The organism is Nocardioides sp. N13(2025), assembly GCF_051912545.1.
GTDB lineage: Bacteria > Actinomycetota > Actinomycetes > Propionibacteriales > Nocardioidaceae > Nocardioides.
In genome coordinates this window covers 2,730,663-2,756,146 of the sequence record NZ_CP196809.1, presented here as the reverse complement: position 1 = coordinate 2,756,146, position 25,484 = coordinate 2,730,663, and the positions used below count along the sequence as shown (strand labels likewise).

The window sequence follows — 25,484 nt, the reverse complement described above, 5'->3', positions numbered from 1 at the left end:
GGGCTTCTACTCAGCCGTCGGCGTGGCGATCGGGCGCGTGCGGCTCCAGGTAGCCCACGGCCACCCCGCGCGACCGGGCGTGCGCGATCTCGCGGCGAGTGCTCTCACCGACGTAGTCGCCCACGTTGACGACGAGGACCTCGTCGGCCATCGACACCTTCTGGAGGTGGACGCGGCCGAGCCGTGCGCGTTGCTCCTCGGTGAGGTCCGTGCCCGGGGCCAGGACCACGGGGCTCAGCACCACGTGGCCGGCGAGCGTCAGCTCGGTCTCGAGGCGCTCGAGCTCCGCGCGGAACCGCATGGAGCCGCAGAGCGTGATGACGCGGAGATCATCGGTCGCTGGTTCCTCGGCGGGCACCGGGCGAGGCTAGCAACGACCAGGTCGGGCCGTATCGGGGCTGATCGCGGTGTCCCGTGGCAGCGGTAGCCGTAACTGGGTCTCGAGGTCATGCCGTTCTTCGCGAAGCGCTGCCGGGCGGTCTGAGGTGCTTCACCCCGCCCAGGATGATGCGCATGGCGAGCCGACCAACGAGGTGCGCGCCTTCGTACTCTTGTCGTGGCGGCGATCCAGTGGCTGGCTCTAGTGGGTGACTCGTCGGTCATCTCCGGGGGATCGGTACGAGTACTGGCTGGGTTACCGGCAATGCTGGCGACGCCGTCTTCTCGTGTGGACACGTCGTCAGCTGAGACGGGTCGGGAAATACCAAGTTCTTGGCCTGTTGGACCGCGCACGTGAGGCGCACGCTGGACGTGGCGGGAGGTCCAGGCTCACGCGGGTGGAGGTGTGTCATGAATGCTGACGCGGTCCGGGAGTGGCGTCTGAAGGGCCAGTGGTTCGACGCCTGCAAATGCTCCGTGCCGTGCCCCTGCTCGTTCGCGCAGCCACCGACCACGGGCGACTGTGACGGCGTGCTGCTGTGGCACATAGACGAGGGTACGTACGGCGACATCCGTCTGGACGGGCTCAACGTCGCGATGCTCGGGTCGTTCGTCGGCAACGTGTGGGGCGAGCACACCGACTCCTTTGGCGCCATCTTCATGGACGCGGCAGCGGACGAGGGGCAGCTGGGCGCTCTGCAGATCATCTTCGGTGGGCAGGCGGGCGGTTAGCCGGCCACGTTCGGAGAGATCGGGGCCATGGAGATCCGGGGCATGGAGGTCGTGCCCATCCATGTGTCCATCGCGGAGGACCTCTCGGCCTGGAGTGTGGAGATTCCCGGGCGGGCATCGGCAACCGTCGAAGCGCTGACGGGACCGACGACACCAGAAGGCGCGCGGGTGCAGTCGCAGAACCTCCCCGGAGCCGAGGTCGGACCGGGCCAGGTGGCGACCTGGGGAGTGTCGACCTACAGTGCCGACGCGTTCGGCTTCACCTTCGCGGGCAGCGGTCGCTCGAGCAAGCACTTCGGCTTCGACTGGAGCGGGCCCGACCGGTGACGACCGCGTCACGCGGAGCGCAACAGGCCTCCGCGCTTCGTCGCTGGTCGCGAGGTGAGGTGCTTCTCGCCGGCGTGCTGCTAGGGCTGGCTGCCGGGGCATGGTTGCTGACGCATCTGCTGGGGTCACCCGAGATGCGGGTGGGACTTCTGACCGGCGCTGATCCGATGGGCGACATGGTCATGCCCGCCGATCAGATGAGCGCGGCGTACTTCCTGACGACCTGGATCGTGATGATGGCGGCGATGATGCTGCCGAGCCTGGTGCCTTTCACGATCGGCGCCAGTCGGCTGATGCGTGCGGGCCGGGCGGGCAGGTCGGGCACCGTTCTGCTGACGCTCGGCTACTTCGCGGTGTGGGCCGCGACGGGCGGGATCGCCTACGTGGTGTGGCGCGGCTTCGAGGAGCTCGCCGCAGGGTCGCCGACGACGGTGTCACGCGCCGGCGCGGCCGTGCTCGCGGTGGCGGCGGTGTACGAGCTGACTCCGCTGAAGCGGGTCTGCCTGCGGCACTGTCGATCGCCGGTCGTGCTCCTCCTGCAGCACGGGCCGCGGGCGGTGGCCAGCCGCAGGGGAGCCTTCCGTGCCGGCCTGGCGCACGGCGCTTACTGCCTCGGGTGCTGCTGGGCGTTGATGGCAGTCCTGCTCGCGTTGGGCGTGATGAGCCTGGTCTGGATGGGCGTCCTCGCAGCAGCGATTGCCGTGGAGAAGGTGACCCGCCACGGGGAACGCACCAGCCAGGCCATAGGCGTCCTGCTCGCAGCCCTGGCGGTGACCGTATGGCTCGAACCAGACGTCCTGGCCACACTCGCCTGAGCGAGGCGGCAAGTGGGCACGTTCCCATAGATGCTCGCTTCGGCAGCAGGACGAGCGATGTGCGTGCGCCCGGTTCTCGAGATGTCACGGGCGCGTCATTGCGGCTTCTATTGACCCCTGTCAGTGGCGGCCCGTAGACTTCGAACACAGTTTCGAGCGAGCGAGCTCGGGTCCTTCGGATAGCCGCACATCGGCTGCACTCACCTCAGACATCGGCCCCATCTGTTGTCGACGCGCCTACACGGCGTGGAGAGGTCCGACCCGTGAGTGCCATCCCAGCCGAGGACGAGCAGTCCTCGCGCGCGCCCGGCGTGGAAGCCGCTGCGTCGCCGCTGCTGGGCTTGCTAGTGCGGCGTCTCGACGGTGTGCTGGACGAGCTCCACGCCATGTCGCTGGGCGCACTCGGCGACGGTGACGTCGCACGGCTGCTCGATGTGGCCACCGCGGCCTCGAGCCGGGTGACGAGCCTTCAGTGCCGGTCTGCCGCGGAGGCCGACCGGCGTCGGCTCAGCGACGAGGTCGGCGCCCGGCACACCGCCGCGTGGCTCGCTCACCGCAGCCGGAGCACCCGTGCCGAGGCCGCTCGCCTCACGGGGCTCGCGACGTCCCTGGAGCACGACCGGCACGCGCCCGTCGCGGAGGTGCTCGCTGCTGGTCGCCTCCGGGTGGAGCAGGCCCAGGTGATCGTCGAGGCCGTCGACGCCCTCCCTTCCCGGGTGGACGCCGCGATCCGCGAGCAGGCGCGCGACCACCTGCTCGCCGCGGCCGCCGACCACGACGCGAAGGCGCTGCGCCAGCTCGGCAAGCGGATCCTGGACGTCGTGGCCCCGGAGGTGGGGGAGTGCCACGAGGCACGGCTGCTCGAGCAGGAGGAGTCGCGGGCGTTCGCGGGAGTCGAGCTGACGCTGGTCGACGACGGCCACGGCCGTTGCCACGGCCGCTTCGTGGTCCTATCCCACGTCGGTGCGATGCTCAAGCGACACCTCCTCGCACTCGCCAACCCCGCCCGCCACACCGAAGCGGAGCTGCGCGACGAGTCCGGTGAGTGGAAGCCCTTGCGGCGCCGTCTCGGTGAGGCGTTCATGGAGTACGTCGAGCGGTACCCGGCCGACCACACACCGCAGACCGCAGGCGTCAACGCCACCGTCGTCGTGACGATGACACTCGAGCAGCTGCTCGGCGAGCACGCCACCGCGCTGCTGGACGACGGCACCCGGATGACCGCGGGACAGGCCCGCCGGCTGGCGTGTGAGGCCGGGATCATCCCGGCCGTGCTCGGCACCAGCTCGCAGCCCCTCGACCTGGGGCGCGCCGCCCGTCTCTACACGAAGGCCCAGCGGATCGCGATGGGTCTGCGTGACGGCGGATGCACCGCGAGGGGCTGTGAGACCACCGCATCCGGCTGCCACGCCCATCACGACGACCTGTGGTCTCGCGGCGGGCTCACCGATCTTGCCCGAGGCCGGCTCCTGTGCCCGGCCCACCACCGCCTGGCCCACGACTCCCGCTACGTGGTGACCGTCCACGCCGACAACACGATCACGTTCGCGCGACGCCAATAGGGTCGGGCACTGAACGACAAGCGGGCCGATCGCGAAGGAGGTGTCACGCAGTCTCGGGGAACTTCACACCCGTGTTGGCGTGGCAGCGGTAGCCGAAGGGGTTCTTCGCCAAGTACTGCTGGTGGGCGTCCTCGGCGTAGAAGTACGGCGCCTCGCTCGCGGGGCGGATCTCGGTGGTGATCTCGCCGAGACCGCGGCGCGCCAGCTCCTCGCCGTACGCCTTGGTCAGCTCGCGCGCGGTCTGCTCCTGCTCCGGGGTCGTCCAGTAGATCGCCGAGCGGTACTGGGTGCCGACGTCGTTGCCCTGGCGCATGCCCTGCGTCGGGTCGTGGATCTCGAAGAACTTCTTGACCAGGTCGGCGTAGGACACGACGGCGGGGTCGAAGACGACGCGGATCGCCTCGGTGTGGCCCGTCTGGCCGCTGCAGACCTCTTCGTAGGTGGGGTTCGGCGTGGTGCCGCCCGCGTAGCCGACGGACGTCGACCAGACGCCGGGCACCTGCCAGTAGATCTCCTCGGCACCCCAGAAGCAGCCCAGGCCCAGCAGGGCGACCTCGTGGCCGGCGGGGACCTCGTCGCTCACGACCGGCGTGTGGAGGACCACGTGCTCCCCGAGGGACCACATCGGCTGCGCTCGACCGGGCAGGGCCTGGTCGGCGGTGGGCAGGGTGGTGGGCTTCCCGAATCCGAACATGCCCCCATCATCGCGCGGCGGGCAAGTCGCGGGATCCGGCGTCTCGCCGCGAGCGGCATCGGTGGAACTACCTGGTCTAGACGTCGTGCTGTCACCGATGCGCCCGGGGGTGGCGGGAGAGCACCGTGAGCGGCGCGCAATCCCACCCCCATTGGAAAGGAACATCCCTATGTCTTCACGTCGACCGGTTCGGCAGCTCGTCGTTGCCATCCTGTTCGGGGTCCTGGTCGGGGGAGGCCTGATGGCCGTCACGCCCGCCGGGGCCGAGGTCAGCCAGGCTGTGGCGACCAACTGGAAGAAGATCTGGAAGAAGAACCTCAAGCCGCTCGCGGACAGGCGCTACTACACGAAGGCGCAGAGCGACACGAAGTACCAGCCGAAGGGCTCGTACGAGACCGCCGGCTCGGGCTACACCAAGGCGGAGAGCGACGCGAAGTACGCCGGTGCCGGATCCTCGTACAGCAAGGCCGACTCCGACGGGAGGTACGAGGCTGCCGAGCCGACCAAGCGCGGACTGTTCGACCTCTTCGACCCCAGCGTGCCGGCCGACGGCTTCATCGCCGACGACATCATGTTCGGCACGACACTCGCTGCGGCGCCCGCGGTGACGGTCGTCAACCCGGGTGCAGCCGCTCCCGCTCAGTGTGCCGGGGGCACGGTTGCGCTGCCCCAGGCGAACCCGGGCAACCTGTGCATCTTCCTCCAGCTCAACTCGGGCGGGACGTTCCGGGTCATGGACGCCACGTTGTCCTCGGCCAGCAACAACGCGTCGAGGTACGGCGCCTACATCAACATCAGGAACGACGCCACCGCCGGAGTGGAGATCTGGGGATCCTGGGCGGTCCGCTGAGCTGACCCCAGCGCACCGGCGCGGGACGGCCGCCACCCCGTGGACGTGGCGGCCGTTCTGGCGTCCGGTGCTGTGCGTCGCACGGACGGCGGGGTCTACGCTCGCCGTGTGACCCAGCACAGTGCCCACCAGGAGCGTGCCGACAAGGCCGGGTTCGAGACGCGTGCGATCCACGCCGGCTACGAGCCCGACGCGATGACCGGGGCGGTCAACCCGCCCATCTACGCCAGCAGCACCTACAAGCAGGACGGTGTCGGCGGCCTGCGCGGCGGCTACGAGTACAGCCGCTCCGCCAACCCCACGCGTACGGCGCTCGAGGGCGCGCTCGCGGCGGTGGAGGACGGCGAGAGAGGGTTCGCCTTCGCCTCAGGCCTCGCGGCCGAGGACACCGTCATCCGGGCGCTGACCCGCCCCGGCGACCACGTCGTCATCCCCGACGACGCCTACGGCGGCACGTTCCGCCTCTTCGACAAGGTCGCCAAGCTGTGGGGCACCGACCACAGCCCCGCGCCGGTCGCCGACGTGGACGCCGTGGCCGCGGCGATCGTCCCCGGACGCACGAAGATGGTCTGGGTCGAGACGCCCACCAACCCGATGCTCACCATCGGCGACATCGAGGCGCTCGCCACGGTCGCCCACGACGCGGGCGCGCTGCTCGTCGTCGACAACACCTTCGCCTCGCCCTACCTCCAGCAGCCCCTGACGCTGGGCGCCGACGTGGTGCTGCACTCCACCACCAAGTACGTCGGCGGGCACAGCGACGTCGTGGGTGGGGCCGTGGTCGTGCGCGACCTCGACCTGGCCGAGAAGATCGGCTTCCACCAGAACGCCATGGGCGCCGTCGCCGGCCCGTTCGACGCGTTCCTCACCCACCGCGGCCTCAAGACGCTTGGCGTACGCATGGACCGCCACTGCGACAACGCCGAGAAGATCGTGGAGTTCCTCGACGGTGACCCGCGGGTCACCGAGGTGATCTACCCCGGTCTCACCGCCCACCCCGGCCACGAGGTCGCCGCGCGCCAGATGAAGCGCTTCGGCGGGATGATCTCCTTCCGCGTCGCCGGCGGTCTCGAGCAGGCGCTCGCGGTCTGCGAGCGCGCCGAGGTGTTCACGCTCGGGGAGTCGCTCGGCGGCGTCGAGTCGCTGATCGAGCACCCCGGGAAGATGACCCACGCCAGCGTCGCCGGCACTGACCTCGAGGTCCCCGCCGACCTGGTCCGCCTCAGCGTCGGGATCGAGAGCATCGACGACCTCGTCGCCGACCTCGACCGGTCGCTGGGCTGACGTGACCGGGCTGACGTGACCGACCACCCCGACGTCCGCTTCTCATTGGCCAACGAGCGGACGTTCCTCGCCTACGAGCGCACCGCGGTCGGCCTGGTCGCCGCGGCGCTGGCGGTCTTCCACCTGCTCGACCCGTCGTGGTCCCAGAAGGTGCTCGGCATCCTGCTCCTGGCCTCGGCGATGGTCGCCGCGGCCGGCGGGTGGCTGCGCTACCGCCAGGCCGACCAGGCCATCCGCACGGGCCGCGACCTGCCCACCGGCACCAGCGTCCACGTGCTGGCCGCCGCCGTGCTCGTCGTGGTCGTGGCCGCGGGCATCTCGGTGGTGGTGTGAGCATCGTCTGCGTCGACTTCGGCTCGACGTTCACCAAGGCCGCGCTGGTCGACCTCGACACCGGCGCGCTGCTCGCCGGTGCGAGCCACCCGACGACCCTCCCGGACGCCGCGGGCAACGGCGACGTCCTCGACGGGTACGACGCGTGCCTGGCGGTGCTCGCCGAGCAGGACCGGCGCGCCCTCGACGCCGACGTGCTCGCCTGCTCGAGCGCCGGGGGAGGGCTGCGGGTCGCCGTCGTCGGCAACGAGGAGCTGGTCACCGCCGAGGCGGGCCGCCGGGTCGCGCTGTCCAGCGGCGGCAAGGTGGTGCTGGTGCTCTCCGGAGGGCTCGACGACGCCAAGCTCGCCGACCTGCGCGCGGCCGAGCCCGACGTGGTGCTGCTGGTCGGCGGCACCGACGGCGGCAACGCCGAGGTGCTCGAGGGCGACGCCGCCTTCCTGGCCCGTACGCCGTGGCACGGCCCGGTCGTCGTGGCCGGCAACATCGACTCGCAGGCCGTCGTCGCCGACCTCCTCCGGGGCGCCGGCACGCCCCACGTCGTCGCCGACAACGTGGTGCCGCGGATCGGCGTGCTCGCACCCGACAGCGCCCGACGCGCGATCCGCGAGATCTTCCTCAGCCACGTCATCGGCGGCAAGCACCTCAGCAGCCGCACCGACGCCCGGGGCCGCTCCTTCACCGAGCTCGTGCGCGGCGCGACGCCGGACGTCGTCCTCACCGGCGTGGAGCTGCTCGCCCGCGGCCTCGACGACCAGCACCGCGGTGCCGGTGACGTCGTCGTCGTCGACGTCGGTGGCGCCACCACCGACGTGCACAGCGTGGTCGAGCTCGACCCGGAGGACAGTGGTCTCGCCCGCGAGGTGGTCGCGACGACCCCGGTGACACGCACCGTCGAGGGGGACCTCGGCATGCGCTGGTCGGCGATCTCGACGGTGGAGGCGGCCGGCCGCGACGACCTCACGTCCGCGGCCGCCCGGCGGCACGAGCACCCCGACTTCCTCCCCGACTCCGACGCCGAGCGCGAGGCCGACCTCGACATCGCCGCCGCTGCCGTGCGGATCGCACTGGAGCGCCATGCCGGCCGGAGCAAGGTCGTGGTCAGCCCCGAGGGCCGGGTCGTCGAGCGCAGCGGCAAGGACCTCCGCGAGGTCGACCTGCTGGTCGGGTCGGGCGGCGTGCTCCGCCATGGCGGCCCCGACGCCGTACGACGTGTGCTGCTGCCGGCGACGGGTGACGCGTTCGAGGGCGGCTGGCAGCTCCCACGCGACCCGGCGGTGGTCGTGGACCGCGACTACGTGCTGGCCGCGGCCGGCCTGCTGGCCGAGGAGCACCCGGTCGCGGCGCACCGCCTGGTGAGCCGCCTGCGCACGTCGGTCGATCGGTAGCGTGGCCGAGGTGAGCGACCAGCACACGCCAGGAGGCAACGAGCTCTCCGAGGAGGAGTCGCGCCGCCGACGCCTGTTCGCGGCCCTCGGTCGCGGCGACGACGACGACGGGCTGGCGGAGCGGTTCGCGGCCCAGTGGGCCCAGCTGCGCGCCGAGCGCCGGGCCGAGCCGGCCTTCACCACCGGGCCGTCCAACTTCAGCCGCGCGCAGGTGCCGTGGGGCCTCGACCTCGCCGCGGCCTGGTCGTGGCGGCTCATCGTCATCGTCGTGGCGATGCTCGGGCTGCTGTGGACGCTGCGCTTCTTCGCGGTCATCACGCTCCCGCTGGCCGTCTCCCTGCTGATCGCGGCCCTGGCCGTGCCGCTGGTCAACGCGCTGCGCCGGATCGGGCTGCCCCGAGGCGCGGCGACCGGCATCGTCATGGTGCTCGGCATCGGAGCCGTGGCCATGCTCCTCACCTACGTCGGCCAGCAGGTCGCCCAGGGCGCCACCGACCTCGCCGACTCGGTGGTGACGGGCCTCGACCAGGTCCGCAGCTGGTTGCGCAACGGGCCCCTCAACGTCTCGGACTCCCAGCTCGACCGCTACATCAAGGAGATCCAGGGCGCGGTGACCGACAGCACCGGCAGCGGTGGCGTGGTCTCCCGCGTCACCGAGGTGGGCACCGCCGTGGGGCACGTGGTCGCGGGCTTCTTCATCGTCCTGTTCTCGACCTACTTCTTCCTCGCTGACGGCGACCGCATCTGGTCGTGGCTCGTGCGGCTCGCACCGCGCGCCGCGCGCGAGCGGGCCGACGCCTCGGGCCGCGTGGCCTGGGTGTCGCTCACCCAGTTCGTCCGCGCCACGGTCCTGGTCGCCCTGGCCGACGCGGCCGGGATCATGGCCGTCGCCTTCTTCCTGGGCGTGCCGTTCGTGGTCGCGATCGGTGTGCTGGTCTTCCTCGGCGCCTTCGTGCCGATGATCGGCGCGACCGTCGCCGGCACCGTGGCCATCCTGGTCGCGCTCGTGGACCAGGGGCCCTGGACCGCGCTGCTCATGCTGATCGGCGTGATCGTGGTCCAGCAGCTCGAGGGCCACGTCCTGCAGCCGTTCCTCATGGGCCGCTTCGTCTCGCTGCACCCGCTCGGCGTCATCGTCGCGATCGGCTGCGGCGTGCTCGTCGCCGGCATCGCGGGCGCACTCATCGCCGTACCCCTCGCAGCCGCGGGCAACGCCGTCGCCCAGCACCTGGCCAGCTACACCGACGTCGGGGACGACGACCCCGACGAGGCCCTCGACGTGGACCTCGCCACCGACGGGGTGCCGCCCGACGAGGTCCCCGAGGACGACAGCCCCCTCGCAGGACCCGACGCCCCCGACGAGAAGGACGAGACATGACCGAGCAGGTGACCCTGGCCGACATCGTGGCCGCGCGCGAGCTGCTGGACGACATCACGGTGACCACGCCGATGGAGGAGTCGCGCTGGCTCTCCGCGCTGGTCGGGGGACCGGTGTCGCTCAAGTGCGAGAACCTCCAGCGCACCGGCTCCTTCAAGTCGCGCGGCGCCTACGTGCGCATCTCCCGGCTCTCCGAGGAGGAGCGCGCCCACGGCGTCGTCGCGGCCTCCGCCGGCAACCACGCGCAGGGCGTGGCCCTGGCCGCCTCCACGCTGGGCATCACGGCCACCGTGTTCATGCCCGAGGGCGCCCCGATCCCCAAGGAGAAGGCCACCCGCGGCTACGGCGCCGACGTCGTCTTCGAGGGCCGCTACCTCGAGGACTCGCTCGCCGCGGCCCGCGAGTTCGCCGAGCGGACCGGCGCGGTGCTGATCCACCCCTTCGACCACGTCGACATCGTCGCCGGGCAGGGGACGCTCGGCCTCGAGCTGCTCGAGCAGGCACCCGACGTGCGCACGGTGCTGGTGCCGACCGGCGGGGGCGGGCTGCTGGCCGGGGTGGCGATCGCGGTCAAGGCGCTGCGCCCCGACGTACGCGTCGTGGGGGTGCAGGCCGAAGGGGCCGCCGCCTACCCGGGCTCGCTCGCGGAGGGCAAGCCGGTGCCGCTGGCGACGATGAGCACGATGGCCGACGGCATCGCGGTCGGCCGCCCCGGAGACATCACCTTCGCCGCTGTCCGTGACCACGTCGACGAGATCATCACGGTGTCGGAGGAGTCGCTCTCGCGCGCCCTGCTGGCGCTGATCGAGCGGGCCAAGCAGGTCGTCGAGCCGGCTGGCGCGGCCGGGGTCGCGGCCCTGCTCGACAACCCGAGCGGCTTCGAGACCCCGGCTGTGGCGGTGCTGTCGGGCGGCAACATCGACCCGCTCCTGCTGAGCAAGGTGATCCGGCACGGCCTCGCCGCCGCCGGCCGCTACCTCTACCTCCGCGTCTGCATCCCCGACCTCCCCGGCGGCCTGGCCTCCCTCCTCACCGAGATCGGCGAGGAGGGCGCCAACGTGCTGGAGGTCGCCCACGAGCGGATCTCCCCGTCCCTCACCCTCAACGAGGTCGAGGTCCGCATCCAGCTCGAGACCCGCGGCGAGACCCACGCGGAGCACCTGATGGAGCGCCTCCGCGAGCGGGGCTACCGCGTCAACAACTGAGCGGTGGGGCTCAGGCCTTGTAGGGCTCCGCGTCGACGATCTTCACGGTGAGGTCCTTGCCGTTGGGCGCGGTGTAGGTGACCTTCTCGCCCTTCGACTTGCCGTTGATCGCGGCGCCCATCGCCGACTCGGGCGAGTAGACGTCGAGGGTGTCACCCTCGGAGAGGTTCTCGCGGGCGCCGAGGAGGAACTTCTCCTCGTCGCCGTCACCGAAGTCGACCGTGACGACCATGCCGGGCTCGACGACGCCGTCGTCGGGCGGCGTCTCGCCGACCTCGGCACGACGGAGCATGTCCTCGAGCTGGCGGATGCGGGCCTCCTGCTTGCCCTGCTCGTCCTTGGCGGCGTGGTAGCCGCCGTTCTCCTTGAGGTCACCCTCGTCGCGGGCGGCGGAGATGCGCTCGATGATCTCCTGGCGCTTGGGACCCTTGAGGTCCTCGAGCTCGGCCTTGAGCTTGTCGTAGGCCTCCTGGGTCAGCCAGACGGTGCCCTGGTCGGTCATGTCGCAACTCCTGGTTCAACGTAGAGATTCATGGTGGTGCTGGATCCCGGGTGTGCTGGGGGTGTGCCTCAGCGCAACCGGGAGTGGTCGGTGTCCTTCGTCCGTCCGATCGGAGTCAGCGCGGCAGCAGACGTGGGCCAGCGCTGCCGGACGGGCAGGACCTCAGGTTAGCAAGCCGGCGGCGAAAGCGCAGGTCGTACGCTCAGCGTGGACGCGGCTGCCCGGGTGCGGTGCAGCCCAGCTTCTCGACCGTGGTGGCTCGCCGCTCGGTGCGGATGACCACCTCGTTGGTGCCCTCGACCGGCGTGAAGGCGAGCTCCCCGACGGTGGTGTGGTCCTCGGCGAAGGCGCGCAGCCGGCAGCTGGCCTCGACCCCGTCGCCGAGCCGCACGTCGAGGCGGGTCTCGACCTCGTGGTCGCTGGTGACGTCGAAGGAGACCAGGTCGGAGGTGACGGCCGGGGTGCTGTGGAACCACACCGTCCACGCCAGCCAGCCGAGGCTCACCACCGCCACCGTCGCGGCCACCGCGATCGTCACCGGGCGCCGCCAGCGCGAGGGCGCGCCGTAGCGATCGGCGAGGTCGGTGGTCACGCGAGGAACTGTAAGACCCTCCTCCTAGACTCAGGCCCATGGCCCAGCCCCACGCAGACCGGCCCGCGTCCGCCAAGCCCCGCGCCGGTCTCCGCCTGATGCACGTCCACGCCCACCCCGACGACGAGTCGAGCAAGGGGGCCGCGTCGACGGCGAAGTACGTCGCCGAGGGCGTCGACGTCCACGTCGTCACCTGCACGGGCGGGGAGCGCGGCTCGGTCCTCAACGCCAAGATGGACCGCCCCGAGGTCTGGGACAACATCACCGAGATCCGCCGTGAGGAGATGCACCGCGCCCGCGACATCCTCGGCGTCCGGCAGGACTGGCTCGGCTTCGTCGACTCCGGCTGGCCGGAGGGCGACCCCCTCCCGCCCCTGCCCGAGGGCTGCTTCGCGCTCGTGCCCCTGGAGGAGGCGACCGAGCGCCTGGTGCGGCTGATCCGCGACTTCCGGCCCCACGTGATGACGACGTACGACGAGCGCGGGGGCTACCCGCACCCCGACCACATCCGCTGCCACGAGGTCTCCGTCGCCGCCTACGCTGCGGCCGGCGACCCGGAGCGCTTCCCCGACGCGGGGGAGCCCTGGCAGCCGATGAAGCTCTACTACCACCACGGCTGGAGCTGGGCGAAGACCAACGCCCTGCACGAGGCGATGCTCGCCCACAACCTCGAGTCGCCCTACGCCGAGCGCCTCGAGAAGTGGGAGCGCGAGCCCGACTGGGACGACCGGATCACCACGAAGGTGCCGTGCAGCGACTACTTCGGCGTGCGTGACCAGGCGCTGCTCGCCCACGCGACGCAGATCGACCCCGACGGCTTCTGGTTCGCGATCCCGCGCGAGATCCAGCAGAAGACGTGGCCGACCGAGGACTACGAGCTGGTCGAGTCGACGGTGGAGACCACCCGGCCGGAGGACGACCTGTTCGCCGGCATCCCGACCCCCGCTCCCTGAGCGGCAAGTGGGACACTGGACCCATGCTCGACCTGCTGATCATCCTCCTCGACGACCCGACGCCGAAGCCCACCGACGTCAAGGCGGGCCCGCTGGGCTTCGCGATGTGGATCTTCATGATCCTCGCCGTCGTCGTGCTCGCCTTCAGCCTGGTCAAGCAGCTCCGCAAGGCGCAGGCGGCCAAGGACGCCGGTCTCTACGGCGACGAGCCCGTGGACCGCAGCGAGAGGGCCACCGACCCCGACGAGCGGTGAGCTCAGCGGCGCACCACACGCACCAGGCAGTCCCAGGCCGTACGCCGCTCCTCGCCGCCGTGCTCGTCGGCGGACCGGACCTCCCGGGCGACCCGCTCGGCGTGGAGGACCTCGACGTCGAGGCCTGAGAGGTCGTCGAGGACGTCGTCGGCCGTCATCAGGACGTCCGGGTCCTGCGGCCCGCCGGTGCCCTCGGTGAGGTTCGTGCTGTCGTGCGCGACCAGCAGCAGGGTGCCGCCGGGACGCAGCATCGTGACCGCGCTCCGCACCGCCCGGCGCCGGTCCTCGGCCGGCAGCTGGAGGTAGGCGACCACCACGAGGTCGACGGGCTCGGCCGGCTGCCAGGTCGTGGCGTCGGCACAGACCCAGGACACCGTCCCGTCCAGCTCGATGCCCGCCTCGTCCGCCAGCCGCGCGCCCTTGTCGAGGGCCACCTGCGAGAAGTCGACAGCGGTCGCGGACCAGCCGCGTGAGGCGAGCCAGATCGCGTTGCGGCCCTCGCCGGCGGCGAGGTCGACGGCGGTGCCGGGCGCCAGGTCGGCGAGCTCGGCGGCCACGAACTGGTTGGGCTCGCGCGACCACACGAGCTCGCTGGCGGCGTACCTCTGGTCCCAGGCCCTGGCGTCCACGGGCCCAGCCTAGGTGGCGACCAGGCGCAGCACCCGCGCCTCCTCGGGGTCGAGCACGGGCAGCGCGATGCCCGTTGCGGCCAGCACCCGTCCGGTGAGCTCGGTGCCGTGGGCCGACCAGGCGTGGGTCAGGTCGGCGCCGCCGGCCGGGGGAGGCGCCTGCTCGGTGAGGCGGTAGCGGCGGTCGGGGTCGAGGCCGGTGATCCGCAGTGGCGCGGGGTGCTGGGTCGCGGTCGCCGCCACGGTCGCGACGACGTACCACCCCTCGGAGCGGTCCGCGGCGACGATGCCGCTGACCACGACCGCCGGGTCCGGGTGGTCGGGGTGCACGAGCGTGCCCGAGCCGATGAGAGGCCGCACCTGCTTGTGCAGGTCGATCCACGAGCGCAGCTCGGCCAGCTCGGCGTCGTCGAGGCGCGTCATGTCCCACTCGATGCCGAACGAGTGGAGCAGCGCGGTCGCCGCGCGGTAGCGCAGGGGATGGGTACGACCGGTGGTGTGCGAGGTGGCCGGCCCGACGTGCGAGCCCATCAGCTCCGGCGGCACCAGCAGCGACGTCCACCGCTGCAGGTGCTGGCGCTCCAGCGGGTCGTTGGTGTCGCTCGGCCAGATACGGTCGGTGCGGGCCAGCACCTCGGCGTCGACGCGAGCGCCGCCCGAGGAGCAGGACTCGATCTCGAGCGTGGGGTGCTCGGTGCGCAGCTCGTCGAGCAGGCGGTACGCCGCGAGCGTCTGGCCGTGGACGGCGGGCCGCCCGGCGTGGGTGACGTCCGCCAGGTCGCGGTTGTGGTCCCACTTCAGGTAGGCGATGTCGAGCTCGCCGAGGAGGGCAAGCAGGGCGTCGCGGACGTCGGCGTAGGCACCGTCGTCCTGGAGGTCGAGCACCTGCTGGTGCCGCCACTCCGGCGGCGCGGCCGCGCGGCCGCGGAGCACGCGCTCGGGGTGCCGGCGGGCGGTCTCGGAGTCGGGGTTGACCATCTCCGGCTCGACCCACAGGCCGAACTCCATCCCGCGGCCGGTGACGTGGTCGACCAGGGGCGTGAGGCCCTCGGGCCACACGTCGGGGTCGACGGTCCAGTCACCCAGGCCGGCGGTGTCGTCGCGCCGCCCGAGGAACCAGCCGTCGTCGAGGACGAACCGCTCCACCCCGACCGACGCGGCGACGTCGGCCAGCTCGGCGAGCCGCTCCAGCGACTGCTCGAAGTAGACCGCCTCCCACGTGTTGGCGATGACCGGCCGCTCGCGACGTGCCCGCGGCGTGACCGCGCGCAGGTGGGCGTGAAAGCGGTGGCTCAGGGGGTCGAGACCGGCGGCGGACCACGACCCGAGCAGCTCCGGCGAGCGGTAGGTCTCGCCGGTGGTGAGCACGACCTCGCCGGGGGCGAGCAGCTCGCCGCCGCCCAGCAGGCAGTCGCCCTCGGGGGTGCGCTCGGCGTACGTCGTGTGGTTGCCGCTCCAGGCGGTGTGCACGGCCCAGACCTCGCCGGTGCCGAAGGTGAAGCCGGGCATGCCGGCCACCATGAGCAGCGTGGCGTCGTGGCCGGTGCGGCCGTGGCGTGCGTCGCGCCGGTGCGTCCCCTGGACCCACGCGTGCCGTTGGGGCGTGCGCTCCTTGCACCAGCGGCCGGTGAGGTCGAGCAGCTCGCTGGCGTGGGCACCGACCGGCAGGGCGGTCAGCACCGACGAGAGGTGGAGGTCCCCGTCCGCGGTGTTGGTGACGCTCGTCCGTGCGTGGAGCAGCCCGGCGGCGTCGAGGGCGAGCGCGACCTGCACCTCCCAGCCGGCCTCCTCGTCGCGCGAGGTGCACGTCACCGCTGCGTCGTCGAGGTCGACCCGCCAGTCGACCAGGCTCGGCGTGGAGGCTGTCGCGCTCCCGCCCACCCGGTGACCGCCCAGCCCGGGGGTGCCGGAGAACCCTCGCGTGCCGTCGGGCACGAGCCCGGTGAGGCGCGGCTGGTCGTAGGCCGAGCGGGCGACGCCCGGCGCCCGTGCGGCGACCAGCCCGGCGAGGGTGTCGTCGTCGAGGTCGCCGAGCGCGGCGCCCCAGTGCAGGAGGGCCGGGATCCCTGACGCGTCGTGACCGAGGACGACGCTGACGCCGCCGCGGCTGAGGTGGACGAAAGGTGTGCTCATGGGGGTGCTCATGCGTCCTCGAGGTCGGGGAAGTCGGGGAAGTCGTGGCCGGCCTCGTCGTCGTCGCCGTCGACCGGGTCGACGACCACCAGCTCGCCGACGTGGTCGGCCAGGGCTCCGCTGGCGTGCGCGGAGAGCCCGGAGTCGGTGACCAGCACCGAGGCCTCGGACAGGGCCGCCATGCTGCTGAGGCCGACCACGCCCCACTTGCTGGAGTCGGCGAGGACGATGAGGCGGCGCGAGCGCTCGATCATCGCCCGGTTGGTCTCCGACTCGAGCAGGTTGGGCGTGCTGAAGCCGGCCCGCACGTCCATCCCGTGCACGCCCATGAAGAACGCGTCGACGTGGAGGCTGCGCAGCGAGGACACCGCGACGGGCCCGACGAGCGCGTCGGAGGGGGTGCGGAGGCCGCCGGTCAGCAGCACCGACGTGGTGGCCTCTCCGGTGCGGTGCAGGACGTCGGCCACCCACACCGAGTTGGTGACGACGGTCAGGTTCGGGATGCGGGCGATGTGCTCGGTCAGCGCGTGGGTGGTGGTGCCGGCGGAGACCGCGATCGCCATCCCGGTGTGCACCAGCTCCGCCGCCGCGGCGGCGATCGCCTCCTTCTCGCGCCGGCGCTGCACCGACTTCGCGGCGAAGCCGGGCTCGGAGGAGGAGGGCTCGGCCACCGCCAGCGCGCCACCGTGGACCTTCTCCAGCAGGCCGTCGCGGTGGAGGGCCACGAGGTCTCGCCGCACGGTCATGTCGGAGACGCCGAGCAGCTCGACCAGGTCGGTGACGCGCACCGTCCCGTCGCGGCTGAGCTCGGCGAGGATGCGCCCGCGTCGCTGGGCGGCGAGCATCAGTCGCTCCGCCCCGGGTCGGCCTCCCGGACCACCGCGACGCCACCGCCGGGCACGCGCAGGTCGCCCGCGACCTCACGACCGGTGACGAGGTCGACGCCGTGGACGGGCACCTCGGCCTGCTCGTCGCCGTGGTTGATGACGAAGAGCCAGCTCGCGTCGTCGCCGACGCGACGGGTCACCTCGACCAGGTCGGACGCGCCGGGCAGCTGCTCGAGGCCGGCGTCGGCGACCAGTCGCTCCACGAGCCGGTCGGTGCCGGCGGCGTCGAGCCGGGTGGCGACGTACCAGGCGCGACCGTCGCCGACCGCGCGCCGGGTGACGGCGGGGAGCCCCGCGGCCGGGCCGTCGACATAGGTGGCGAGCGCCTCGGCGCCGTCGAGCTCCAGGTCCTCGGCCCAGGTGTCGGCGGAGACGGCGCCCTCACCGAGGCCCTCCACCTGCACCGACTCGCCCGCGAGCAGCGGGAGGAACTCGGTCGTACGCACTCCCAGCAGCTCGCGGAACGCCCCGGGGTAGCCGCCGAGGCGGATGTGGTCGGACTCGTCGACGATGCCGCTGAAGTAGGTCACCACGACGGTCGCACCGGCCTCCGCGGCCGCCGTGAGCGCGGCGACGGTCTCGTCGGAGACGAGGTAGAGCGTCGGCACCACCACGAGGTCGTACGACGTGAGGTCGGTGCTCGGGTGGACGACGTCGACGCCGACGCCCTGCGCGGTGAGGGCCCGGTGGAGGTCCTCGGCCCGGTCGCGGTAGCGCACGTCGATGCTGGGGTGGGAGTCCAGCTCGCAGCCCCACCACGCCTCGTAGTCGAACAGGATCGCCGCCTGGTTGCGCGGCGCGCTGCCGGCGACCTCCTCGACGGCGTCGAGGAGCCGGGAGAGCTCGACGACCTCGCGCCACTGGCGGGTGTCGGTGCCCGCGTGGGGGAGCAGCCCGGAGTGGAACTTCTCAGCCCCGGCGCGCGAGGCCCGCCACTGGAAGAACAGCACGGCGTCGGCGCCGCGGGCCACGTGGGCGAGGCTGTTGCGGATCATCTCGCCCGGCAGCTTGGCGCGGTTGCGCGGCTGCCAGTTGACGGCGCTGGTGGAGTGCTCCATCAGCAGCCACGGTCGCCCGTCCGCCGTGCCGCGGGTGAGGTCGGCGCTGAAGGCCAGCTCGCGGTGGCCGCCCGCCTCCGCCGCGATGAGGTAGTGGTCGTTGGACACCACGTCGAGCTCGCGCCCCCAGCGCAGGTAGTCCATCTCCATCGTCTGGCGCATGACCATGAAGTTGGTGGTCACGGGCACCCCGGGGGAGATGCGGTGCAGGACGTCGCGCTCGACCACGAAGTTGTCGAGCAGCTGGTCGGAGGAGAAGCGCAGGAAGTCCAGCTGCTGCGTGGGGTTGGCGTGCGTGGGGGCCACCCGAGGGGGGAGCACCTGCTCGAAGTCGTCGTAGCGCTGCGACCAGAAGGCCGTGCCCCAGGCGTCGTTGAGGCGGGCCACGTCGTCGTCGTACCTCTGGCGAAGCCACGTGCGGAAGGCTGCCGCGCTCACGTCGCAGTAGCAGCGGGCGTTGTGGCAGCCGAGCTCGTTGGACACGTGCCACAGGGCCAGGGCCGGGTGGTCGTGGTAGCGCTCGGCGAGGGCGGTGCACAGGGCCAGGGCGTGCTCGCGGTAGACCGGCGAGCTCGGGCAGAACGCCTGGCGCCCGCCGGGCCAGAGCGTGCGACCGTCCTGGGTGACCGGCAGCATCTCCGGGTGGCGCTGCGCCAGCCAGGCAGGGGGGGACGCCGTGGCGGTCGCAAGGTCGACCTTGATGTCCGCGGCGTGCAGGGCGTCCATCTGCTCGTCGAGCCAGCCGAAGTCCCAGCGGTCGGGGCCCGGCTGCAGCCAGGCCCAGGAGAAGACCCCCAGCGTCACGAGGTCGACACCGGCCTCGCGCATCAGCGTGCGGTCCTCGGCGTGCGCCTCCGGGGGCCACTGCTCGGGGTTGTAGTCGCCGCCGAAGGCGAGCGCGGGCAGGGATGTCGGCATGCCGCCCACTGTGGTCACCCTCACATGGCAAAGTCAACGATTCGAGGTCGAAAAGCGTTTGGAAATGTTCGAACAGGTGGGAAATGACCAGTCCAGAGGGTTGACGGGCCTGTGTTCACCGTCACATGCTGTGCTTCCCTGTTTGGTTTTGTCTCCAGGAGGCTGTCGTGTCCCGAACTCGTTCCAACGCCATCCCGCGCTCGACCGTGGCCACGATGGCCGCCACCCGCCGCTCGGTCCTGCGGGGCATGGCCCTCAGCGGGCTCGCCGTCGGCGGGGCCAGCGTGCTCGCGGCCTGCGGCGGTGACGACGGGGGCGGCCCGGCCAGCGGGTCCGGCGCCACGGTGAAGTTCGGCATCAACGAGGCCGAGGGCTCGGGCGCGGCCTACGACCGGCTCAAGGGCATCGCCGACGCCTACACCAAGGAGACCGACACCAAGGTCTCGCTCAACGCCGTCGACCACAACACCTTCCAGGAGAGCATCAACACCTACCTCCAGGGCACGCCCGACGACGTGTTCACCTGGTTCGCCGGCTTCCGGATGGCCCAGTTCGCCGAGAACGGGCTGATCACCGACCTCAGCGACGTGTGGCCCATCGACGGCCTCGACGACTCCTTCAAGCAGGCCGCGACCGCGCCCGACGGCAAGCAGTACTTCGTCCCGATCAGCTACTACCCGTGGGCGGTCTTCTACCGGAAGTCGGTCTTCGAGAAGAACGGCTGGGAGGCGCCGACCACCAACGACGACTTCATGGCGCTGATGGACGACATGCAGGGCAAGGGCGTCACCCCGTTCGCCTTCGGCGACAAGGACGGGTGGCCGGCCATGGGCACCTTCGACATCCTCAACATGCGCCTCAACGGCTTCGACTTCCACATGAGCCTGATGGCCGGTGACGAGAAGTGGGACGGCGACGAGGTCAAGCTGGTCTTCGACACGTGGCGCAAGCTGCTGCCCTACCACCAGGCCGACCCGCTGGGCCGGACCTGGCAGGAGGCCGCCACCGCCATGGGCAAGGGCGACTGCGGGATGTACCTGCTCGGCACCTTCGTGGTGGACGCCCTCGGGGAGAACGGCGAGGACCTCGACTTCTTCACCTTCCCCGAGCTCGACTCCTCGATCGGCTCCGACGCCCTCGACGCCCCGATCGACGGCTTCTGCGTCGCGGCTGCCGGGCAGAACCAGGATGCGGCCAAGGAGATGGTCAAGTGGCTGGGCAGCGCCGCCGCTGCCGACGCCGGCAACAACGCCGCCGACGCGCCCTTCATCGCCGCCAACTCCGGTGCCAGCACCTCGACCTACAGCGACTTGCAGAAGAAGTCGGTCGAGGTCGTCTCGGCCGCCGCGAACATCGCCCAGTTCATGGACCGCGACACCAACGCCGACTTCGCCAACACGGTGATGATCCCCTCGATCCAGGACTTCCTGAAGAACCCCGACGACATCGACGGGGTCACGGCCAGCATCCAGGAGCAGGCCGCCTCGATCTTCGGCTGAGTCATGACCGGAATCGAGCTCCCGCAGCCGGCAGCCCCTGGGGAGGCCCCGCCCCAGGGGCGCGAGAAGAAGCTGCCCACCCGCGACCGGCTCGTGGTCATCACGATGATCACGGTCCCGTTGCTCCTCGTGCTCTGGCTGGTGTGGCTCCCGGCACTGGGGTCGTTCGTGCTGTCCTTCGGCAAGTGGAACGGGTTCGGCGACCTCGACACCATCGAGTGGGTCGGCTTCCAGAACTACAAGGACGTCGTCGACATCTACCCGCCGTTCTGGCCGGCGATCCAGCACAACCTGATCTGGCTGGGCTTCCTGTTCCTCTTCCCGACGGTGCTGGGGATGCTCCTGGCCGTCGTGCTCGACCGGGAGATGCGGGGCAGCCGGTTCTACCAGACGGCCTTCTACATGCCGGTCGTGCTGTCGCTCGCGCTCATCGGCTTCATCTGGCAGCTGTTCTACTCCCGCGACCAGGGCCTCATCAACGACGTCTTCGGCACGCAGGTGGACTGGTACGGCGACCCCGACATCAACCTCTGGGCGGTCCTCGTCGCCACGGCCTGGCGCCACACCGGTTACATCATGCTGATCTACCTGGCCGGGCTGAAGGGCATCGACGCGAGCCTGCGGGAAGCGGCGGCCGTCGACGGGGCCAACGAGGTCAAGACGTTCTTCCACGTGATCTTCCCGGTCATGCGACCCATCAACATGGTCGTCGTCGTGATCGTGGTGATCGAGTCGCTGCGTGCCTTCGACCTGGTCTGGGTCATCAACAAGGGCCGCAACGGGCTGGAGGTCATCGGCGCGCTGGTCGCCCAGAACGTCATCGGCGAGGCGACCAGGTACGGCTTCGGGTCCGCCCTGGCCGTGATCATGATGCTGATCTCGTCGGTCTTCATCACCCTCTACCTGCGCAACGTCTTCCGTGAGGAGCGCCGAGGATGAGCACCGAGACACCGGTCGCGACGACACCCGCACGCAAGACGGTCCCGCCGCCCCGCGCCGAGGGCGGGGCACTGAGCCGCCGGCGCGGCCTCGTCGCGACGGTCATCATGGCCGTGCTCGCGCTGGCCTGGCTGTTCCCGCTGGTGTGGGCGCTGGTCAACTCGTTCCGCGACTACGACTACACGCAGGCCAACGGCTACCTGTCCTTCGGCGGGTGGACCACAGCCAACTACGAGGAGGCGTGGTCGCGCGGCAACTTCGGGCTGCACATGAAGAACTCGTTCCTCGTCACCATCCCGGCGGTGCTGCTCACGCTCTGGTTGTCCTCGATGGTCGCCTTCGTGCTGGCACGGTTCAGCTATCGCTTCAACCTGACGCTCCTCGGGGTCTTCCTCGCCGCCAACCTGTTGCCGCCCCAGGCGCTGCTGATCCCGGTCTTCCGGATGTTCCGCGAGATCCCGCTGCCGATGTTCATGAGCGACTCCGGCTCGATGCTCAACAGCTTCTGGGCGCTGATCCTGGTCAACACGGCGTTCCAGATGGGCTTCTGCACGTTCGTGCTCAGCAACTACATGAAGACGCTGCCCTACGAGATCTACGAGTCGGCCGAGCTCGACGGCGCCAGCGTGTGGCGGCAGTACTGGCAGCTCACGATGCCGCTCGTACGGCCTGCGCTGGCGGCCCTGGCGACCCTGCAGGTCACCTGGATCTACAACGAGTTCTTCTGGGCGACGGTGCTGATCCAGCAGGGCAACAAGCTGCCCGTGACGTCCGCTCTCAACAACCTGCGCGGGCAGTTCTTCACCGACACCAACCTCGTCGCCGCGGGCTCGATCATCGTCGCGCTCCCGGTGCTCGTGGTGTTCTTCGCGCTGCAGAAGCAGTTCGTCTCGGGGCTCACCCTGGGCTCGACGAAGGGCTGACCCAGGCTCCTGCCCGCATCACGCGCACGACCTCGAGGTCCTCGTCGAGGACCACGAGGTCGGCGCGGCGGCCGGCCTCGAGCGCCCCGACGTCGTCCAGCTGCCACGCCCGCGCCGGCGCGGTGCTGGCCGCGTGGACCACGTCGAGCAGCGGCAGGCCGGCGGTGCGTACGGCGAAGCGGACCGCCGCATCCATGGTCAGGGTGGAGCCGGCGATCGCGCCGGTCCCCGAGCTGTCGGCCAGGCGCGCCACCCCGTCGCGCACCTCGATCGCCATCGGCCCGAGGCGGTAGTCGCCGTCCGGCGCGCCGGCTGCCGCCATCGCGTCGGTGACCAGGATGCAGCGGCCGGGCTTGGCCGCGAAGACCGTGCGCAGCACGGCCGGGTGGAGGTGCACGCCGTCGGCGATCAGCTCCACGTCGACGGGGCAGTCGAGCAGCGCGCCGACCGGACCGGGGTCGCGGTGGTGGAGCGGGCGCATCGCGTTGAAGAGGTGGGTGCCGAGCCGGGCGCCGGCGTCGAGGGCAGCGCACGCCTGGTCGTACGTCGCGTCGGTGTGGCCGATCGCGGCGACGACGCCCGCGGCGCTGAGCCGGCGTGCGGCGTCGATCCCGCCGGGCAGCTCCGGGGCGAGGGTCACCATCCGTACGGCGCCCGCGCCCGCGGCCAGGAGTGCGTCGACGGAGGCCGGGTCCGGATGGGTGAGGGAGCCCGGCTGGTGGGCCCCCGAGCGCTGCGGGCTCAGCCACGGTCCCTCGAGGTGCACCCCGGCGAGCCGCCCGTCCCGGACGAGCAGGCCGAGCTCCCGCACGGCGGCGGCCATCCGCTCGGCGGTGTCGGTGACCAGGCTCGCGGCCATCGACGTGGTGCCGTGTGCGAGGTGGGCGTCGGCCACGACGGCGGCTGCGTCCGCCGTACCGAGGTCGAACGACGCGCCCCCGCCGCCGTGCACGTGGAGGTCGACGAAGCCCGGCACGACCGTGGCCTCGCCGAGATCGAGGTCGGGACTGCGCGGCGGTGGGCCCTCGCCGACCTCGACGATGCGCCCGGCATCGAGGAGCAGCCACCCCGGCGCGAGGATCCGCGCCGGGGTGACCACCTGTGCAGCAGTGAGCAGCGAGGTCACGCGCTGGTGTCCGCCTCGACGAGGGACTCCTCGCCCTCGTCCTCACGCCCGGGGGTCTTGAGGTTCCACTTCCGGATCACGAACCGGAACAGGAAGTAGTAGATCGCCGCGTAGGCCAGCCCGATCGGGATGAGCAGCAGAGGCTTGGTGGCGATGTTGAAGTTGAGCGCGTAGTCGAACAGGCCGGCCGAGAAGCCGAAGCCGTCCTTGATGCCGATCGCGTTGACCAGGGCCAGCGAGGTGCCGGTGAGGAAGGCGTGGATCACGTAGAGCGGGAACGCGACGAACATGAACGCGAACTCGAGCGGCTCGGTGACGCCGGTGAGGAACGCGGTCAGCGCGGCGGACAGCATGATGCCGCCGACCAGCTTCTTGTTCTGGGGCCGGGCCTCGTGCCAGATCGCCAGTGCCGCCGCCGGGAGGGCGAACATCATGATCGGGAAGAAGCCGGTCATGAAGGCACCGGCAGTGGGGTCGCCGGCCAGGAACCGGGCGATGTCACCGTGGTAGGTCTCGCCGCCGCTGGTGTACTCGCCGAAGATGAACCACGGCGGGTTGTTGAGGATGTGGTGCAGGCCGAGCGGGATGAGCAGCCGGTTGATCGTGCCGTAGACGAATCCACCCAGGACCGCGTTGTCGGTGACCCACTCGCCGAGCGCGTTGATGCCGCTGTCGAACGCCGGGTAGACGAAGCTCATCAGCACCGAGATCACGAGCATGACGAAGGCCGTGATGATCGGGACGAAGCGCCGCCCGCCGAAGAAGGCGAGGTAGGGCGGCAGCGAGATCCGGTGGTAGCGCTGCCAGAGCCAGGCGCTCGCCAGGCCGGCCACGATGCCGCCGAGCACGCCGTAGTTGATCAGCTCCTGCTCGGCGTCGCCCTTCGGGAGGCCCAGGATGACCGGCGACATCGCGTCGCCGACGCCCTTGAAGACGAGGTAGCCGACGACGGCTGCCAGTGCGGTCGAGCCGTCGGCCTTCCTGGCCATGCCGATCGCGATGCCGACAGCGAAGAGCAGCGGCAGGTTGGCGAACAGCGCGTCGCCGGCCGCGCCGATCACCGCAGCGACGTTGTCCCAGCCGAGCCCGTCGGCGCCGAGGAGGTCGGGCTGGCCGAGCCGGAGCAGCAGGGCTGCCACGGGGAGTGCCGCGATCGGGAGCATGAGGCTGCGCCCGAACTTCTGGACGGGCGCGAGGTTGAACCTGCGTCCCTTGGTGGTGCCACCCGCGGCGGCTTCCTGCGAAGTCATGTGGATCGTTCCCTTCTGGTGCTCTTCTTCCTGGCGGCGCCCTGCGCGGCGCCGAGGCTCATGTGGACCTGGTAGCGGTCGCCGCGGTAGCGCGAGACGACGTGCTCGACCGGTCGCCCTCCTGCGCTCGACACGCGGTGGAAGACCAGGAGCGGGGTGTGCACGGGTGCCTCGAGGCGTCGCGCGGTCGCGCCCTCGGCCGCCTCGCCCCACAGCGTCTGCTCGGCAGCGTCGATGACGATCCCGTAGCGCTCGGCGAACAGCGTGTAGAGGGAGCCGGTGAGGTCCTCGGTGTCGAGGTCGGGCAGCAGCGAGCGCGGGTACCACCCCTGCTCGATCGCCATCGGCTGGCCGTCCGCGAGCCGGACGCGGTCGATGCGCCACGCGGTGCCGCGGGCACCGAGCCCGAGGGACCGCACGACCTCCGCCGGCGGGCGCTCCTCGTCGACCAGCATCAACCGCGTCGAGGGGACCAGCCCGCGGCGGCGCATGTCGTCGGAGAACGACGCGAGGTGCAGCCGGCTCTCGACGCGCGGCCGCGCGACGAACGTGCCCTTGCCCTGGATCCGGTGGAGCAGGCCGCCGGCCACGAGGCTGTCGATCGCCTTGCGCACCGTCGCCCGCGACACGTCGTACGTCGCCATGAGCTCGCGCTCCGACGGGATCGCGGTGTCGGGCCCGAGCTCGCGGATCGCCAGGTCGGCCAGGGCGTCGCTGAGCTGGGCGTGCTTGGGCCGGGGGCCCTCGTCGATCCTGCGCGCCATCTCCACCTCCTCCGACCTCGTGGCTCTCGACGTGGTGCGGTTCAATTGGTACGGTCTGGTACGTACCAGTTGAGAGCATGGCTCCGACGCCGCGACCTTGTCAAGGACCAC

Annotated in this window: 24 protein-coding genes and 1 pseudogene; 14 read left to right on the top strand and 11 right to left on the bottom strand. The window is 71.4% G+C overall.

Annotated features, from left to right (window positions below; genetic code table 11):
- Nucleotides 1-10: 10 nt before the first annotated feature.
- A complete protein-coding gene (locus ACS3YM_RS13390; protein WP_439936925.1) occupies nucleotides 11-358 on the bottom strand; it encodes a hypothetical protein in 348 nt (115 codons plus the stop codon).
- A 431-nt stretch (nucleotides 359-789) separates the two neighbouring features.
- On the opposite strand from ACS3YM_RS13390, the pseudogene ACS3YM_RS13385 reads away from it, so the two are divergent.
- From ACS3YM_RS13385 to ACS3YM_RS13375, 3 genes and pseudogenes are all read left to right on the top strand, one after another.
- Nucleotides 790-1,437 (top strand): annotated as a pseudogene (locus ACS3YM_RS13385) (DUF1326 domain-containing protein).
- 59 nt (nucleotides 1,438-1,496) lie between these two features.
- A complete protein-coding gene (locus ACS3YM_RS13380) occupies nucleotides 1,497-2,252 on the top strand; it encodes a DUF2182 domain-containing protein (protein WP_439936924.1) in 756 nt (251 codons plus the stop codon).
- Between the two features lie 263 nt (nucleotides 2,253-2,515).
- On the top strand, nucleotides 2,516-3,814 hold the full coding sequence (locus ACS3YM_RS13375) for a DUF222 domain-containing protein (protein WP_439936923.1): 1,299 nt from the start codon (nucleotides 2,516-2,518) through the stop codon (nucleotides 3,812-3,814).
- Between the two features lie 43 nt (nucleotides 3,815-3,857).
- Here the strand turns inward: ACS3YM_RS13375 and msrA are convergent, their stop codons facing one another.
- A complete protein-coding gene (gene msrA / locus ACS3YM_RS13370) occupies nucleotides 3,858-4,508 on the bottom strand; it encodes a peptide-methionine (S)-S-oxide reductase MsrA (protein WP_439936922.1) in 651 nt (216 codons plus the stop codon).
- Between the two features lie 169 nt (nucleotides 4,509-4,677).
- Between msrA and ACS3YM_RS13365 the strand changes: the two genes are divergently transcribed.
- From ACS3YM_RS13365 to ilvA, 6 genes are all read left to right on the top strand, one after another.
- Nucleotides 4,678-5,358: a hypothetical protein gene (locus tag ACS3YM_RS13365; RefSeq protein ID WP_439936921.1), complete on the top strand. Its 681-nt coding sequence runs from the start codon at nucleotides 4,678-4,680 to the stop codon at nucleotides 5,356-5,358.
- A 108-nt stretch (nucleotides 5,359-5,466) separates the two neighbouring features.
- Nucleotides 5,467-6,642 (top strand): cystathionine gamma-synthase, encoded by a 1,176-nt coding sequence (locus tag ACS3YM_RS13360; RefSeq protein WP_439936920.1) that lies wholly within the window; start codon nucleotides 5,467-5,469, stop codon nucleotides 6,640-6,642.
- A 15-nt stretch (nucleotides 6,643-6,657) separates the two neighbouring features.
- Nucleotides 6,658-6,975, top strand: a complete 318-nt coding sequence (locus ACS3YM_RS13355) for a YidH family protein (protein WP_439936919.1) — start codon at nucleotides 6,658-6,660, stop codon at nucleotides 6,973-6,975.
- Complete coding sequence (locus tag ACS3YM_RS13350; protein WP_439936918.1) at nucleotides 6,972-8,363, top strand: glutamate mutase L; 1,392 nt, start codon at nucleotides 6,972-6,974, stop codon at nucleotides 8,361-8,363. The genes ACS3YM_RS13355 and ACS3YM_RS13350 overlap by 4 nt, the downstream gene beginning before the upstream one ends.
- A gap of 10 nt (nucleotides 8,364-8,373) precedes the next feature.
- Complete coding sequence (locus tag ACS3YM_RS13345) at nucleotides 8,374-9,741, top strand: AI-2E family transporter (RefSeq protein WP_439936917.1); 1,368 nt, start codon at nucleotides 8,374-8,376, stop codon at nucleotides 9,739-9,741.
- Entirely contained in the window at nucleotides 9,738-10,946 is a 1,209-nt protein-coding gene (ilvA, locus tag ACS3YM_RS13340) for a threonine ammonia-lyase (RefSeq protein WP_439936916.1), read from the top strand. The genes ACS3YM_RS13345 and ilvA overlap by 4 nt, the downstream gene beginning before the upstream one ends.
- Nucleotides 10,947-10,956: 10 nt before the next feature.
- Here ilvA and greA read toward each other — a convergent pair whose 3' ends face one another.
- Together greA and ACS3YM_RS13330 are read right to left on the bottom strand one after the other, a co-directional pair.
- Nucleotides 10,957-11,448 carry a transcription elongation factor GreA gene (gene greA, locus ACS3YM_RS13335; RefSeq protein ID WP_439936915.1) on the bottom strand — a complete coding sequence of 164 codons (492 nt, stop codon included), beginning with the start codon at nucleotides 11,446-11,448 and terminating at the stop codon, nucleotides 10,957-10,959.
- A 202-nt stretch (nucleotides 11,449-11,650) separates the two neighbouring features.
- Nucleotides 11,651-12,040, bottom strand: a complete 390-nt coding sequence (locus ACS3YM_RS13330) for a DUF4307 domain-containing protein (protein WP_439936914.1) — start codon at nucleotides 12,038-12,040, stop codon at nucleotides 11,651-11,653.
- Nucleotides 12,041-12,078: 38 nt separating this feature from the next.
- On the opposite strand from ACS3YM_RS13330, the gene mca reads away from it, so the two are divergent.
- A complete protein-coding gene (gene mca / locus ACS3YM_RS13325; protein ID WP_439936913.1) occupies nucleotides 12,079-12,993 on the top strand; it encodes a mycothiol conjugate amidase Mca in 915 nt (304 codons plus the stop codon).
- Between the two features lie 23 nt (nucleotides 12,994-13,016).
- Nucleotides 13,017-13,247 carry a hypothetical protein gene (locus ACS3YM_RS13320; RefSeq protein ID WP_439936912.1) on the top strand — a complete coding sequence of 77 codons (231 nt, stop codon included), beginning with the start codon at nucleotides 13,017-13,019 and terminating at the stop codon, nucleotides 13,245-13,247.
- A 2-nt stretch (nucleotides 13,248-13,249) separates the two neighbouring features.
- Here ACS3YM_RS13320 and ACS3YM_RS13315 read toward each other — a convergent pair whose 3' ends face one another.
- From ACS3YM_RS13315 to ACS3YM_RS13300, 4 genes are read right to left on the bottom strand one after another with little or no spacing between them, the layout of a single operon-like run.
- Nucleotides 13,250-13,876, bottom strand: a complete 627-nt coding sequence (locus tag ACS3YM_RS13315; RefSeq protein ID WP_439936911.1) for a class I SAM-dependent methyltransferase — start codon at nucleotides 13,874-13,876, stop codon at nucleotides 13,250-13,252.
- Between the two features lie 9 nt (nucleotides 13,877-13,885).
- Complete coding sequence (locus ACS3YM_RS13310; RefSeq protein WP_439936910.1) at nucleotides 13,886-16,009, bottom strand: alpha-galactosidase; 2,124 nt, start codon at nucleotides 16,007-16,009, stop codon at nucleotides 13,886-13,888.
- Nucleotides 16,010-16,017: 8 nt separating this feature from the next.
- Entirely contained in the window at nucleotides 16,018-16,854 is an 837-nt protein-coding gene (locus ACS3YM_RS13305) for a DeoR/GlpR family DNA-binding transcription regulator (RefSeq protein ID WP_439936909.1), read from the bottom strand.
- A complete protein-coding gene (locus ACS3YM_RS13300) occupies nucleotides 16,854-18,872 on the bottom strand; it encodes a beta-galactosidase (protein ID WP_439936908.1) in 2,019 nt (672 codons plus the stop codon). The genes ACS3YM_RS13305 and ACS3YM_RS13300 overlap by 1 nt, the downstream gene beginning before the upstream one ends.
- Nucleotides 18,873-19,039: 167 nt before the next feature.
- On the opposite strand from ACS3YM_RS13300, the gene ACS3YM_RS13295 reads away from it, so the two are divergent.
- Genes ACS3YM_RS13295 through ACS3YM_RS13285 form a run of 3 tightly spaced genes read left to right on the top strand, consistent with a single transcriptional unit; the run spans nucleotide 19,040 to nucleotide 22,233 of the window.
- The gene (locus ACS3YM_RS13295; RefSeq protein ID WP_439936907.1) at nucleotides 19,040-20,371 is read left to right on the top strand and encodes an ABC transporter substrate-binding protein; all 1,332 of its coding nucleotides are present in this window, start codon (nucleotides 19,040-19,042) and stop codon (nucleotides 20,369-20,371) included.
- Between the two features lie 3 nt (nucleotides 20,372-20,374).
- On the top strand, nucleotides 20,375-21,310 hold the full coding sequence (locus ACS3YM_RS13290) for a carbohydrate ABC transporter permease (RefSeq protein ID WP_439936906.1): 936 nt from the start codon (nucleotides 20,375-20,377) through the stop codon (nucleotides 21,308-21,310).
- Nucleotides 21,307-22,233: a carbohydrate ABC transporter permease gene (locus ACS3YM_RS13285; protein ID WP_439936905.1), complete on the top strand. Its 927-nt coding sequence runs from the start codon at nucleotides 21,307-21,309 to the stop codon at nucleotides 22,231-22,233. Before ACS3YM_RS13290 ends, ACS3YM_RS13285 begins: the two co-directional genes overlap by 4 nt.
- Here ACS3YM_RS13285 and nagA read toward each other — a convergent pair.
- From nagA to ACS3YM_RS13270, 3 genes are read right to left on the bottom strand one after another with little or no spacing between them, the layout of a single operon-like run.
- On the bottom strand, nucleotides 22,208-23,359 hold the full coding sequence (nagA, locus tag ACS3YM_RS13280; RefSeq protein ID WP_439936904.1) for an N-acetylglucosamine-6-phosphate deacetylase: 1,152 nt from the start codon (nucleotides 23,357-23,359) through the stop codon (nucleotides 22,208-22,210). The two genes, ACS3YM_RS13285 and nagA, sit on opposite strands and share 26 nt — an antisense overlap.
- Complete coding sequence (locus tag ACS3YM_RS13275) at nucleotides 23,356-24,609, bottom strand: PTS transporter subunit EIIC (protein WP_439936903.1); 1,254 nt, start codon at nucleotides 24,607-24,609, stop codon at nucleotides 23,356-23,358. Before ACS3YM_RS13275 ends, nagA begins: the two co-directional genes overlap by 4 nt.
- Nucleotides 24,606-25,373 (bottom strand): GntR family transcriptional regulator, encoded by a 768-nt coding sequence (locus ACS3YM_RS13270; RefSeq protein ID WP_439936902.1) that lies wholly within the window; start codon nucleotides 25,371-25,373, stop codon nucleotides 24,606-24,608. Before ACS3YM_RS13270 ends, ACS3YM_RS13275 begins: the two co-directional genes overlap by 4 nt.
- Between the last annotated feature and the right edge of the window lie 111 nt (nucleotides 25,374-25,484).

Excerpts from the sequence above, each read along its gene's own strand:
- greA (WP_439936915.1), bottom strand. The coding sequence starts at position 11,448 with ATGACCGACCAGGGCACCGTCTGGCTGACCCAGGAGGCCTACGACAAG.
- ACS3YM_RS13310 (WP_439936910.1), bottom strand. The coding sequence starts at position 16,009 with ATGAGCACACCTTTCGTCCACCTCAGCCGCGGCGGCGTCAGCGTCGTC.
- ACS3YM_RS13320 (WP_439936912.1), top strand. The coding sequence starts at position 13,017 with ATGCTCGACCTGCTGATCATCCTCCTCGACGACCCGACGCCGAAGCCC.
- ACS3YM_RS13290 (WP_439936906.1), top strand. The coding sequence starts at position 20,375 with ATGACCGGAATCGAGCTCCCGCAGCCGGCAGCCCCTGGGGAGGCCCCG.
- mca (WP_439936913.1), top strand. The coding sequence starts at position 12,079 with ATGGCCCAGCCCCACGCAGACCGGCCCGCGTCCGCCAAGCCCCGCGCC.
- ACS3YM_RS13305 (WP_439936909.1), bottom strand. The coding sequence starts at position 16,854 with ATGCTCGCCGCCCAGCGACGCGGGCGCATCCTCGCCGAGCTCAGCCGC.
- ACS3YM_RS13300 (WP_439936908.1), bottom strand. The coding sequence starts at position 18,872 with ATGCCGACATCCCTGCCCGCGCTCGCCTTCGGCGGCGACTACAACCCC.
- ACS3YM_RS13285 (WP_439936905.1), top strand. The coding sequence starts at position 21,307 with ATGAGCACCGAGACACCGGTCGCGACGACACCCGCACGCAAGACGGTC.
- ACS3YM_RS13275 (WP_439936903.1), bottom strand. The coding sequence starts at position 24,609 with ATGACTTCGCAGGAAGCCGCCGCGGGTGGCACCACCAAGGGACGCAGG.
- ACS3YM_RS13365 (WP_439936921.1), top strand. The coding sequence starts at position 4,678 with ATGTCTTCACGTCGACCGGTTCGGCAGCTCGTCGTTGCCATCCTGTTC.
- ACS3YM_RS13270 (WP_439936902.1), bottom strand. The coding sequence starts at position 25,373 with ATGGCGCGCAGGATCGACGAGGGCCCCCGGCCCAAGCACGCCCAGCTC.
- ilvA (WP_439936916.1), top strand. The coding sequence starts at position 9,738 with ATGACCGAGCAGGTGACCCTGGCCGACATCGTGGCCGCGCGCGAGCTG.
- msrA (WP_439936922.1), bottom strand. The coding sequence starts at position 4,508 with ATGTTCGGATTCGGGAAGCCCACCACCCTGCCCACCGCCGACCAGGCC.